Origin of the sequence: Trichocoleus sp. DQ-A2 (genome assembly GCF_039961915.1) — a bacterium.
Classification (GTDB): Bacteria; Cyanobacteriota; Cyanobacteriia; order Cyanobacteriales; family FACHB-T130; genus FACHB-T130.
The window spans coordinates 41844-54554 of sequence record NZ_JAMPKD010000015.1; the positions used below are offsets into that span (position 1 = coordinate 41844).

Genomic DNA, 12711 nt, shown 5'->3' on the forward strand with positions numbered 1-12711 from the left:
GCATGAAATCTCGATTGCTACGCTTTGTATCTCTTGTATTACTCAGCATTGTGCTAATCACCGCCTGCAATGGCACGACAACCGTAACTTCCAGCCCACAGTCTTTGCCTCTTAGGGTCAGCTATAATCTTTGGGCTGGACAGTTTCCGATGGCGATCGCCCAAGAAAAAGGATTCTTCCAAGCGCAGGGTGTTAAAGTCGAACCCATTTTTTCAGAAAACTATCTCCTACCCCTGTCTAACTTCAGTGCTAATAAAAATGATGGGGTTGCGCTGCCATTAGGTAGCGTTATGAGTAGGCTTGGGCAAAACCCAGATGCAAAAATTGTTTTAGTCACCGATCAATCAGCGGGTGCTGACGCAATGGTAGCTCAGCGCCATATAAAAAGCGTGGCTGATTTGAAGGGTAAGCGGATCGGCACTAAGTTAAATGATTTTGGAGAACTGTTTGTCACTAAGATACTAGAAACGAAAGGTCTTTCTACTCAAGATGTCAGCTTAGTCAATATAGAAGCGGAAGCAATTCCAGCTTTCTTAAAAAGTGGTGAAATTCAAGCAGGACAAACCTGGGGACCCCATTTGTCTCAAGCAGTCAAATCTGGGGCTAAAGTGCTATTCACCAGTAAGCAGACTCCTGGGTTAATTCCAGATGTCATCGTGTTTCACAGCAATGTGCTACGCGATCGCCCTCAAGATATAAAGGCATTTATTCGCGCTTGGTTCCAAGCCCAAGACTACTGGAAAGCGAATCCAGAAGAAAGCAAAGCAATAATTGCCAAAACCCTCAATATCAAACCTGAAATTATTTCAACAGATGGCATCCAGTTGTCTAATTTGCAAGACAACTTAAAGGCATTTACTCCAGGTTCAACAACAGAGTCGCTGTATCATACAGCCAAATTGTACGCCGACTTTTATACTCGTACCGGAGGGCTAAGCGCTGCGCCGGATATTCAAAAACTAATCGATCCGTCCTTTGTGCAGCAGTTACAAAAGGTAAATTGACTGTGAAACAGCTCCAACTTTATACCCTACGCACTAAGCTGATTTTTTCTTTCTTGGGTGTGGCACTCCTCCCCTTAGCATTACTAGCCTTCTTGAATCAGCGAGCCACACAAAAGACGCTGACGAACAATGCTAACCAAACCCTCTTAACATCTGCTTCTCAAACTGCCCTGAGTATAGATGCTTTTATAAACTCGAATCTGGATGCTGTCCGAGTTGAAGCTCAGTTGCCAGTCTTCGCCAAGTACTTAAGTTTACCTGCTAACCAGAGACAAAGTATCGCTTCAGAAGTCGAGGGCGCTTTACGTTCGCTCAGCCGTAAAGATACTTTGAATATCTCGTCCTACGCGCTGCTCGATAGTCAGGGGCGAGATGTAATTGATACCTATACACCAGATATCGGTACAGATAAATCTGACCAGAATTACTTTCAGCGACCGTTTAAAACTGGCTTACCCTATGTCTCGCCCATCGTGTTTTCTCCAAGTACTAATGAGATCGGTTTGTACTTCAGTAGTCCGGTACGAAATGCGTCGGGAAATACTATCGGTGTCTTACGTATCCGTTATAACGCTGCTGCTGTCCAGCGATTGGTTAGTCAAAATACCGACCTAGTGAGAGGAAGCGCTTCCTTTGCGATTTTGCTAGACGAAAACCATATTCGTTTAGCTCACGGGAACTCACCTGAGTTAAATTTTAAATCGGTTACACCGCTCCCACCGGCTAAAGTGAAGGCTCTGCAAGCAGAAGGACGGTTGCCCAAGGGGAAAACGGCAGACTTTTCGACAAATTTGCCTGATTTTGAGCAAGGTCTAGATAACGCTGCAACATCCCCTTACTTTACAACCGCCTTATCCTCTACAAACAACGAGCCGAACGCAGCAGCAGTTACCAAGCTAAAGACGCGACCGTGGTTTGTGGTTTTTGTCCAACCGAAAGCGGTATTTCTAGCGCCTATCGAAGCCCAAGCCCGCGACACGCTGTTACTGGCTGCGATTATTGCAGGTGTAGTCATTATCGCGGCGATTACGATCGGAGAACTACTGGCTAAGCCACTGATTAATCTCGCTGGAACAGTGACTCAATTCACTGCTGGCAACCTCAATGCTCGTACTTCTATCCAATCAAAGGATGAAATTGGGGTGCTAGCGTTGAGTTTCAATGGGATGGCAGAACAAGTCGGTAAATTGCTTCAAGGCCTAGAAGAGCGTACCCGCGAACTGGAAGTTAGTCAGCACGTTACGGTTGCCGTCAGCGAGCTGTCGAAAGCGATTATAGACCCGGAAAAGCTGTTGCGCGAAGCGATCGCCCTAATGCAGAATCGCTTCGGCTTGCACTACGTGCAAATTTATCTGTTAGATCAAACCACGAATCAACTCATCCGGCGGGCTGATTCTGGCAATCAGGGTATGCTTGGGCATGATGAAAGCGCCTGTCTGTCTCTTGACGATCGCAGCTTAGTCGCCCTTGCTGCCCGAAAGCAGCAAACGATCTGGGTGGATAAACAGGACAGTGCAGGGCTAGCAGGAGACTTGAAACCCATCCAAATGGGTTCTTCCGCAGTGGTGCCCTTAGTCGCCCGTGGGGCGCTACTAGGAGTGCTGGACATTCAAGACAAGGAAAGCGATCGCTTCAGTCAAACGGATCTAGAGACGTTCAACACCCTCGCCGGACAAATCGCCACGGCTTTAGAAAATGCCCGCTTGTTTGAAGAAATTCAAAAGGCTGAAACCCAATACCGAGACAAAGCTCAAGAGTTACAACAAACTCTATCTGAATTGAGACAAACTCAAACTCAATTAATTCAAACTGAAAAAATGTCTAGTTTGGGTCAACTGGTGGCTGGAGTTGCACATGAAATTAACAATCCAGTCAACTTCATTTATGGCAACATCACTCCTGCCAATGAATATCTGGAAGATTTGCTCAAACTCTTAAAGTTGTACCAACAATGCTACCCCAATCCCACCCCGGAAATTCAAGACTATATCGAAGAAGTCGAACTCGACTTCCTGCTCCTTGATTTTCAGAAAATTCTATCTTCCATGAAGTTTGGAGCCGAACGGATTCGTCAAATTGTTCTATCTCTAAGAAACTTCTCCCGTTTAGATGAAGCGGAGATGAAAGCCGTTGACATTCATGAGGGTCTTGAGAATACGCTAGTAATTTTACAGAATCAATTAAAAGATAAGCCGGGACATCCGGAGATTCAGGTGATTAAAGAGTATGGCAACTTACCTTTAGTAGAATGCTATGCCGGACAACTGAATCAAGTGTTTATGAATTTACTTACAAATGCAATTGATTCTCTCGATGAGTTTAATCATAAACGCTCGATCGAAGAAATTAAAGGCAATCCCGCTACCATCTTAATTCGCACCAAAGTCGCAGGGAACAATCAAGTAGAAATCCGAATAATTGACAATGGTTCAGGGATTTCAACTGAGGTTCAGTCAAGACTTTTCGATCCTTTCTTCACAACGAAAAACGTTGGCAAAGGGACTGGGCTGGGTCTAGCGATTAGCTACCAAATTGTAACCGAAAAACATGGGGGACAGTTGGAGTGTACTTCAGCACCCGGTCAAGGGGCTGAGTTTGCTATCAAGATTCCAATTAGAGTTTAAGCTAACAAATCTTCATCAAGCGCGATCGCACTGAGGGATTTTAGACCTGACCGATACCACGACCCCTAACTCGATAATCCTCAGCCCTAAGCTGTTCAGGAGAAATTAGAAGGCTCAAGATGCGTTTAGGGAGGCGAGAAAGTTAGAAACCTTAGCTGGATAGAATTTTAGCAACTCATTTTCTAAAAAATCCCTAAATCTACAGCATTATTTTAAAACCCGATTTCAAACTTGCTCGAAAACATATATATAGCAATCCTATTTTAGTTGTGAGACAAACCTTCAGATCCTGACTTCTTTCTCGAAGTCGGGAATCGCACCTTCACGAATCATTTCAGATTGGTATAGAAACTAATTTTAAAAAAAAGTTCCATATTTTCACGTATGGCTGAACTTAGTCAGTACACCGAAAATAGATACAGTGCGGAAAAAGGCACAAATATTATAAGCGTAGTGGATGAAAAAATGACCATCAGTAAAAATACGCAAGTTTTAAAGCCAGAATTACAGTCAGAATTAGAGCGGGAAGGATTGCTGCACCGAATCACTAACCGGATTCGTCAATCCTTGGAATTACAAGAAATTTTAATCGCAACGGTGGCAGAAGTCAGTTCGTTACTAGAAGCAGACCGAGTCATGGTCTATCGGTTTCATGCTGATGAAAGTGGAGAAGTGATTGCCGAATTTATTTATAAAAATCGCCTTCCGTCTTTAAAAGGTTTGAACTTTCCAGCGGATGACATTCCTCCCCAAGCACGCGAACTCTATCAGAAAGTGCGTCTGCGTTCGATTGTGAATGTTGCGTCAGGACTCATTGGTTTATCGCTAATGGATTCTCCAGAAACCGGAGAATCCCTAGAAACCAGAAAGATCCACTATCGCCCTATAGACCCTTGCCATGTGGCATATCTCAAAGCAATGGGCGTGCAGTCTTCTCTGGTGGTGCCGATTCTGCATGGCAATCGCTTGTGGGGGCTTTTAGTCGGTCACTACTCGCAACCGCAAGTAATCTCAGAACGGGAACTGGAAATTGTCCAGATGGTAGCCGATCAAGTGTCGATTGCGATCGCTCAATCTACTTTACTCACCCAAACCCGCGAAAAAGCTCAGCGGGAAGTCACGCTTAACCGTGTTGCTACCCTGCTGCATACACTCCCTACCATTGAGCTGCAATCCGCCCTGGAGGAAACCGTTAGCGCGCTGCAAGGTTCTGGCGGCAGACTGTACATCGCCCCAGAAACTACTGGCTTGTCAGCGATAGTGTACACCTGTGGCGATCAATTGAAGCTCGTAGAACCGGGAGTGGTAGCAGTACCTGCCTCATCCGTTCTAATTGAGCAGCATCCTCTGTGGCAAGAATGGTTAAAAGGCGGAGCAAATTTAAACCCTGTCGCTACCGCAAATACTAGGGGTAGTAGTGGCATCATTGCGATCGCTGACTTGTATAAACAAACGTATTTACAATCGATTGAAACTGTATTTCAATCTACTTTGATTCGGGGCGTACTGATTGTACCCCTCCAACACCGTCAACAGTTGGTCGGATACTTGACAATTTTTCGAGATGAAATTGACACAGAAACCTTATGGGCTGGGCATTTTGACCCGGATGCGCGACAAGTTCATCCCCGGAAATCTTTTGAACTTTGGCGACAGCTAAAAAGAGGCCAATCGCGCCAATGGACTCCGGAAGAGATTGAACTCGCTGATACTTTAGGCGATTGCTTCTCAATGGCGATTGAGCAGTATGGACTGTACCAAAAGGTGCAGCGTCTGAATGCCAACCTCGATTGTCAAGTCCAAGAGCGTACAGTCAAGTTACAACAATCTTTGGAGTGGGCAAGCGTTCTTAAGCAAGTCATCGACCAAATCCGCAGCACTTTGGAGCTAAAAACAATCCTGCAAACCATCGTGCGCGAAGTCCGAAACCTGTTAGATACAGATCGAGTGATCGTTTACCAGTTCACCCGGCGTTGGCAAGGCCAGGTGGTTGTCGAAGAGGTCACTGGCAAAACGAAATCGATTCTGGGGCAGGTATATGACGAGAACTGCTTTCCCTTAGAGTACGCAATCTTATACCAGGGGGGACGGGTTCGGGCAATGAACGACGTGCATCAAGCTTCTTTGCAAACTTGTCATGTCGAATTCTTGGAACAGATTCAGGTGAAAGCCAATTTAGTCGTCCCGATTCGCAGAGGGGAGCAACTGTGGGGGCTACTGGTTGCCCATGAGTGTCATGCGCCAAGAGTTTGGAAGGCGGAGGAAGTCGATCTGCTACAACAACTTGCCGATCAAGCTGCGATCGCGATTCAGCAAGCCGAACTCTACCAACAGCAAGCGGAATTCCTCGCGCAAACCCAGCAGCAAGCAGAACAACTCTCTAGTGCCCTCCAAGAGTTACAGAAAACCCAAAGCCAGCTAATTCAAACCGAAAAAATGTCGAGTTTGGGTCAACTGGTTGCCGGTGTCGCTCACGAAATTAATAATCCGGTTAATTTTATCTACGGCAATATCAGCCACGTTGATGAGTATACCCAAGATATGCTCAAACTCATGGAACTCTACCAAAGCCATTACCCGAATCCCCATCCTGAAATTGTGGATCGAGCAGAGGCGATTGACATCGAGTTCCTGACTTCGGATCTTCCGCAGATGCTCTCATCAATGAAGGTTGGAGCTGATCGCATCCGCCAGATCGTTCTGTCTTTACGCAATTTCTCCCGGCTGGATGAGGCTGAGCGGAAACCTGTCGATATCCACACGGGCATCGACAGCACTCTGTTAATCTTGCAACATCGACTCAAAGCCAAGCCAGACCATGCCGAGATCGACGTGGTGAAAGAGTATGGAGACTTACCGCCTATCGAGTGCTACGCCGGTCAGATGAATCAAGTTTTTATGAACGTGATCGGCAACGCCATTGACGCTCTAGAGCAACGCGATGAAACGCGATCGCTGGAGGAAATTAAAAACTTACCCAGTCAGATTACCATTCGTACTTTTCTGATGCAGGACAACCCAGCTGGTGTCCCCCGCGTTGTTATTCAGATTCGTGACAATGGCCCTGGCATGAGTGCAGGCGTGCAGTGCCAAGTTTTCGATCCCTTTTTCACCACCAAGCCGGTTGGGAAAGGAACGGGTCTGGGACTTTCCATTAGCTACCAGATTGTGGTAGAAAAACACGGCGGTTCCTTTAAATGTATGTCTCAACCCGGTCAGGGTACTGAGTTCTGGATAGAAATTCCTCTGAATCGCCAGTTAGCACAAAGCTGCTATAGCAATCCTATTTGAGTTTTAAGATGCCAGCGGTTCAGACCTCCGACTTTTCCAAGAAGTCGGGGATCTCGCCTTTAGGAATCATTTAGGAGCGCTATAGAACGCCTTGTACTCGGAAACCTCCTTTCCTTGCAGGGAAGGAGGTTTGGTTTTTCAAGTGAAAAATCTGAATTTTCCCGACATCCTCAGCATCGGTTAAGAAAAAATTAAGCTAGAATTAATAAACAATTATTGATATAAATATAAGTTAATATCAATCTCGATCCAGGGCAAGCCTGGGTTGGTTCCCAACTTCACACAGGTGAATCCATGAGTACCCAAAAAGTCTCATCGCAGTCCTTTTGTGCCCAAAAACTGAAAACTTTGGCAGATTCAACGCGGCTTGAGGTTTTAGAACTGCTGATGAGTGGCCCTAAGCACGTTGGCGAGATGAATGCGGTGCTGGGGTTGCAACAGAGTTTGCTATCGCATCATCTAAAAGTTTTGCGAGAAGAGGGTTTTGTGACGGCGACGCGAGATGGCAAGGCGGTGCTTTATCAGCTAGATCCTGCAATCCAGAGGACAAATGCTGATCGGGCGATTGACTTGGGATGTTGCCTGGTTTCGTTTGATTCCAACACATAAAAAACTTCAATTACATAACTGATGAAGAATCTAAGAATGCTTGCGCCGCTTTCTCTAGGGTTGGCTGCCTGCTTTTGGCTGCAATCTTGCGGGAAGCCTCCAGAAGGGGCAACCCAATCATCCGATAAGTTACAAGGCAAGCTGGTTTTGACGGGATCGAGTACGGTAGCACCTCTGGCGGCTGAGATGGCCAAGCGCTATGAAACTCAACATCTGGGAGTCCGGATTGACGTGCAAACAGGTGGGTCTTCGCGGGGAGTCGCAGATGCCCGTCAGGGGGTGGCAGATATTGGGATGGTTTCCCGAAGTCTCAAAGACAGCGAGAAGGATTTGCAAGCTTTTACCATTGCTAACGATGGCGTCTCGGTCATTCTTAATCAAGAGAATCCAGTTAAAAATCTGACGGACAAGCAAATTGTCGATATCTACACCGACAAAATCAATAATTGGAAACAAGTCGGCGGGAAAGATGCCCCAATTACGGTGGTCAATAAAGCTGAGGGTCGATCCACGCTGGAACTGTTTGCCGACCACTTCAAATTAAAGACAACCGATATTCGTGCCGATGTGGTGATTGGCGATAACGAACAAGGAATCAAAACCGTAGCAGGGAATCCCAACGCGATCGCTTATGTCTCCATTGGTTCTGGCGAATATGGTGTCACTCACAATACTCCGATCAAATTGTTGCCAGTCGAAGGGGTAGACGCCTCCATCGCCAACGTCAGCAACGGTAAATTTCCGCTTTCTCGTCCACTCAATTTAGTGACGAAAACTACACCCACCGGATTGCAAAAAGAATTTATTGATTTTGCCCGTTCTAAAGATGTGCAAGACATTGTGAAGGAGCAGTATTTTGTCCCAGTCGCGAAATGAAGCCATCCTCGTCTGGATGTTGCGGGGAATGGCGATTATTTCGGGCGCGATCGCTCTTTTAATTCTGCTATTCCTCATCTGGGAAACCTTGCCCATCCTGCAAAATATTGGGCTGACACGTTTCTTCAACGACCCCTCCTGGCATCCCGCTAGCGAAGAATTTAACCTAATGCCGATGTTGTGTGGGTCGCTATTTGTGACGGCGGGATCTGTGCTAGTCGCAACACCTCTGGGTATTCTCTCCGCAGTTTTCTGCCACTATTACGCACCTCCCGCTTTAGCCACAATTTACCGACGCCTGATTGAGCTTTTAGCAGGGATTCCCTCAGTCGTTTATGGCTTTTGGGGTTTAGTCGTACTGGTGCCAATTATTGGGCGGATGCACCCACCGGGACCAAGTTTATTGGCCGGGATTTTAATCCTAACGCTGATGATTTTGCCTACCATTGCTCTCGTCGCCGATGCCACCTTTGCCAACGTACCCGCAGATTATCTGCGGGGTGCGGCGGCGCTGGGATTGGGACGCTGGGCAATGGTGCGTGGTGTGGTTTTTCCAGCAGCAAAATCAGGGCTATTAACGGGGATTATCTTGGAAACGGGACGGGCGATTGGCGAAACAATGGCGGTGTTAATGGTTTGCGGTAACGTCGTGCAGGTACCAAAGGGTGTATTTGAGCCAGTGCGGACGTTGACAGCAAATATTGCTTTAGAGATGGCTTATGCCGTGGGAAATCACCGCGCCGCCTTGTTTGTCAGCGGGTTGATATTGATGGCGATGATTGTGGTTTTAGTCGTTGCTGCCGAAATGATTAATCAAGGGCATCTTTATGAGTGAATCCTTTGAGAAGACAAACTTACAAAAACAAAAGGTGCAAGAAAAAAACAATTTTTCGCCTTTTAATTGTTTGCCTTCTTCTGAATTGCTTCCGACTGCAATCCTCTGGGCATCTGTCGCTTTAATAACAGCTTCGCTGTTGTGGCTATTGAGCAATATTTTTGTTTCTGGTATCGGTCAAATTAGCTGGGAATTTTTGACAACTGCACCGCGTAATGCTGGGCGAGATGGAGGAATCGCACCCATTTTAATCTCTACCGCGCTAATCGTAGGAGTGTGCATGGCGGTTTCGATTCCGTTGGGAGTAGGGACTGCGATATTGCTGGCTGAATTTACCTCAAACCAGAGTATTTTAGGGCGGTTAGTGCGACTGAGTTTGGATGTTTTAGCAGGCGTCCCTTCAATTGTTTTTGGTCTTTTTGGGAACGCTTTCTTCTGTAAAACATTGGGAATGGGCTTCTCTATTCTTTCCGGTGGGTTGACGCTGGCGTGTATGGTGCTGCCGATTTTGATTCGCTCAACCCAGGAAGGTTTTCGAGGCGTACCGGATGACTACCGACGTTCGGCGGCGGCGCTGGGACTCTCTCGTACAGCCACATTATGGGAGTTACTGCTACCAGCGGCAATGCCTGGATTAGTCGTGGGGTTGCTGTTGGGTTTAGGGAGAGCGATCGCTGAAACGGCTGCTTTAATCTTTACCAGTGGTTACGTCGATCGGATGCCAGAGTCCTTGTGGGATTCCGGGCGATCGCTCTCGGTTCACATTTACGATCTCGCTATGAACGTCTCTGGCGGCGAACCAAATGCCTACGCCTCTGCTCTCGTATTAGTCAGCTTTCTATTACTCATTAATGCTGCAATCTCTTGGCTCGCAGAACGGTTTCGGCAATCCCGAATTTGGGTAGCGTAAACCAAGCTTACCTCGCGTTCTTTTTTTGCGTACTTCGCGTCTTTACAGTTTAAATTCTTCATGAAACACACGACAAGCGAAATTAGAATTCAAGAGAAAACTTCAGCCTCACTTCCCAGTAATGCCCCAGAAATCAAAACCGAGAATTTAAGCCTTTCTTACGCGAATAAACCCGCATTTAAAGATGTCACTCTCTCTATTAAATCGGGTGAAATTACAGCCCTAATTGGCCCTTCCGGTTGTGGCAAAACAAGCTTTCTCACTTGTCTAAACCGCCTTACCGATTTAACCAACAACTGTCGGTTAACAGGGCGGATTCTGCTGGGGGAGCGAGATGTGCAAGAAATCGATGTGATTTCATTGCGCCGCCGGGTAGGAATGCTATTTCAAAAACCCAATCCCTTCCCACTTTCCATTATCAGAAATCTTGAATTTCCGCTTAGAGAACATGGAGTGAGGAATCGAGAAAAAATCGATGAAATTGTCGAAGATGCCTTGCGCGATGTCGGCTTGTGGGATGAGGTGAAGGACAGGCTGAAATCTCCTACCCTTTCCCTTTCTGGCGGACAACAACAACGGCTATGTCTCGCCAGAGCGCTCGCCCTCAAACCCGATGTTCTCCTGATGGATGAGCCTTGCAGCGCCCTCGATCCCCTTTCTAGTGAAGTCGTAGAGGATTTAATCGTCAATCTGCGCGGCAAATATACAGTCCTCGTCGTCACTCACAATCTGGCACAGGCAAAACGGATTGCGGATGACGTGGCGCTGTTTTGGGTTCAGGATGGCGCTGGAGAATTGATCGAATCTGGTTCGGTTGCCCAGATGTTTGAATCGCCCCAGCACCCTCTAACGGCTGCCTACGTCACTGGCAGAAGGGGTTAGTGCAGCCATACTCACGAGAGAATCGCCCGTAACGCGGCAAATCCGCCAGTCGGGCAAAACGTCAGCACCCATGCGTTCGTAAAATGCGATCGCCGGTTCGTTCCAATCTAAAACGCTCCACTCCAATCTCCCACAGCCGCGAGATACAGCCAACTGAGCGAGGTGGGTGAGAAGCGCCTTCCCGATCCCCTGACGCCGATATTCCGGGAGTACAAACAAGTCTTCCAGATAGATTCCCGGCTTAGTGAGAAAGGTGGAATAGTTATGAAAAAACAGGGCAAACCCCACGGCTTGCCCCGCATATTCTGCTAGAATTGCCTCTACATAAGGCTTAGAACCGAACAGATGCTCTTTCAGGGCGTCCGTATTGCCTGTGACAGCGTCAGAGAGTTTCTCATACTCTGCGAGTGCTTTAATTAGCCCAAATAGCACCGACGCATCTCCAGGCTCTGCTGGACGTAAAATCAATTCAGTAGTCATTCGTCATCAGTCAGCGATCGTTTGGTCAATCATAAAACGAATGACTAATTACCGATCGCCAACAACTTTTAGGTGAGCCATCCTTTCAAGCGTTTGGCAACCTGGGGACGCCGCAGTTTCCGCATCGCTTTACTTTGAATTTGACGCACTCGTTCGCGGGACAAATTAAATAGACAGCCCACTTCTTCTAACGTGTAGGGTTCGCTGCTGGTTAAACCATACCGCAGAGAGATAACATCTTTTTCCCGATCGGTGAGAACGTCGCCTAACACTTCCCAAATTTCCTGGCGCATCATGGCTTCGCTCATCTGCTCTTCAGGAGATTGATTATCACCATCTTCGAGCAGATCCATCAGTTCCGTCTCTTCTCCCTTCCCGATGCGATGGTTGAGAGAAAGCGATCGCCTTCTAAGTTGCAACAACTGACGCAACTGCGAAGCCTCAATATCTAAAGATTGCGCCAATTCCTCTTCTGTCGGATTGCGATGCAGTTCTTGCTTGAGTTCTCGCTGCGCTTTTTTGAGCTTATTTAACTTCTCGACAATGTGAATTGGCAATCGAATCGTGCGCGCATCGTTAGCGATTGTCCGCGTGATTGCTTGCCGAATCCACCAATAGGCATAGGTAGAAAACTTATAACCTTTGTCGGGATCAAACTTTTCTGTAGCGCGATTTAATCCCAGCGCCCCTTCCTGAATTAAATCGAGGAATTGAACACCTCGGTTCAAATATCGTTTAGCAATAGAAACAACTAATCTCAGGTTCGAGCGAATCATCTTCCGTTTCGCCACCCGTCCGCGATACAGTTGATGTTCCATCTGCCGTTCCGAAAGCCCATCTGCTGCCGCCAGTTCTGCTTTCGTGGGAGCGCGATCCAACTCTTTTTGTAATTTTTCTTGGAGCGCTTCTATCTTGACTAAATATTGGACGCGATGGGCTAACTCGACTTCTTCATCTGGTTTCAGAAGGGGATAGCGTGCCATCTCCTTAAAAAACGCTCCTACAGTATCATCGGAGACAGTTTTGCGGTATTCAGAGGGGCGACCACCGGCTAATTTATCAATTTCGTCTGAAATTTCATCTTCAACACTGACGATTTCTATTTCAGTGGTTTCTTCCATTTGCTGGTCGGTAATATCTACAAAATCCCGATCGGATGTAGATTCCACGTCGCTTCGGTTCAAGTCAGCAATATTCATA

Annotated in this window: 10 protein-coding genes; 8 read left to right on the plus strand and 2 right to left on the minus strand. The window is 47.0% G+C overall.

Annotated elements, in window-relative coordinates:
• Positions 1-2 precede the first annotated feature (2 nt).
• From NC997_RS16340 to NC997_RS16375, 8 genes are all read left to right on the plus strand, one after another.
• A complete protein-coding gene (locus NC997_RS16340; protein ID WP_190414449.1) occupies positions 3-1004 on the plus strand; it encodes an ABC transporter substrate-binding protein in 1002 nt (333 codons plus the stop codon).
• Positions 1005-1006: 2 nt separating this feature from the next.
• Positions 1007-3628, plus strand: coding sequence for an ATP-binding protein (locus NC997_RS16345; protein WP_190433401.1), 2622 nt, complete (start codon positions 1007-1009; stop codon positions 3626-3628).
• Positions 3629-4093: 465 nt separating this feature from the next.
• Positions 4094-6919, plus strand: a complete 2826-nt coding sequence (locus NC997_RS16350; RefSeq protein ID WP_190526223.1) for a GAF domain-containing protein — start codon at positions 4094-4096, stop codon at positions 6917-6919.
• Positions 6920-7213: 294 nt separating this feature from the next.
• Positions 7214-7528, plus strand: coding sequence for a metalloregulator ArsR/SmtB family transcription factor (locus tag NC997_RS16355; RefSeq protein ID WP_190526225.1), 315 nt, complete (start codon positions 7214-7216; stop codon positions 7526-7528).
• Positions 7529-7549: 21 nt separating this feature from the next.
• Positions 7550-8404, plus strand: a complete 855-nt coding sequence (locus NC997_RS16360; RefSeq protein WP_190526227.1) for a phosphate ABC transporter substrate-binding protein — start codon at positions 7550-7552, stop codon at positions 8402-8404.
• Positions 8385-9239, plus strand: coding sequence for a phosphate ABC transporter permease subunit PstC (gene pstC / locus NC997_RS16365; RefSeq protein ID WP_242031322.1), 855 nt, complete (start codon positions 8385-8387; stop codon positions 9237-9239). Before NC997_RS16360 ends, pstC begins: the two co-directional genes overlap by 20 nt.
• Positions 9232-10149 carry a phosphate ABC transporter permease PstA gene (pstA, locus tag NC997_RS16370; RefSeq protein ID WP_190526229.1) on the plus strand — a complete coding sequence of 306 codons (918 nt, stop codon included), beginning with the start codon at positions 9232-9234 and terminating at the stop codon, positions 10147-10149. Before pstC ends, pstA begins: the two co-directional genes overlap by 8 nt.
• A gap of 60 nt (positions 10150-10209) precedes the next feature.
• Complete coding sequence (locus NC997_RS16375; RefSeq protein WP_190526231.1) at positions 10210-11031, plus strand: phosphate ABC transporter ATP-binding protein; 822 nt, start codon at positions 10210-10212, stop codon at positions 11029-11031.
• Here NC997_RS16375 and NC997_RS16380 read toward each other — a convergent pair.
• Positions 10996-11511, minus strand: coding sequence for a GNAT family N-acetyltransferase (locus tag NC997_RS16380; RefSeq protein WP_190526232.1), 516 nt, complete (start codon positions 11509-11511; stop codon positions 10996-10998). The two genes, NC997_RS16375 and NC997_RS16380, sit on opposite strands and share 36 nt — an antisense overlap.
• A gap of 68 nt (positions 11512-11579) precedes the next feature.
• Positions 11580-12710, minus strand: coding sequence for an RNA polymerase sigma factor, RpoD/SigA family (locus NC997_RS16385; protein WP_190414486.1), 1131 nt, complete (start codon positions 12708-12710; stop codon positions 11580-11582).
• Position 12711 lies beyond the last annotated feature (1 nt).

Excerpts from the sequence above, each read along its gene's own strand:
- NC997_RS16340 (WP_190414449.1), top strand. The coding sequence starts at position 3 with ATGAAATCTCGATTGCTACGCTTTGTATCTCTTGTATTACTCAGCATT.
- NC997_RS16350 (WP_190526223.1), top strand. The coding sequence starts at position 4,094 with ATGACCATCAGTAAAAATACGCAAGTTTTAAAGCCAGAATTACAGTCA.
- NC997_RS16355 (WP_190526225.1), top strand. The coding sequence starts at position 7,214 with ATGAGTACCCAAAAAGTCTCATCGCAGTCCTTTTGTGCCCAAAAACTG.
- NC997_RS16360 (WP_190526227.1), top strand. The coding sequence starts at position 7,550 with ATGAAGAATCTAAGAATGCTTGCGCCGCTTTCTCTAGGGTTGGCTGCC.
- pstA (WP_190526229.1), top strand. The coding sequence starts at position 9,232 with ATGAGTGAATCCTTTGAGAAGACAAACTTACAAAAACAAAAGGTGCAA.
- NC997_RS16375 (WP_190526231.1), top strand. The coding sequence starts at position 10,210 with ATGAAACACACGACAAGCGAAATTAGAATTCAAGAGAAAACTTCAGCC.
- NC997_RS16380 (WP_190526232.1), bottom strand. The coding sequence starts at position 11,511 with ATGACTACTGAATTGATTTTACGTCCAGCAGAGCCTGGAGATGCGTCG.
- NC997_RS16385 (WP_190414486.1), bottom strand. The coding sequence starts at position 12,710 with ATGAATATTGCTGACTTGAACCGAAGCGACGTGGAATCTACATCCGAT.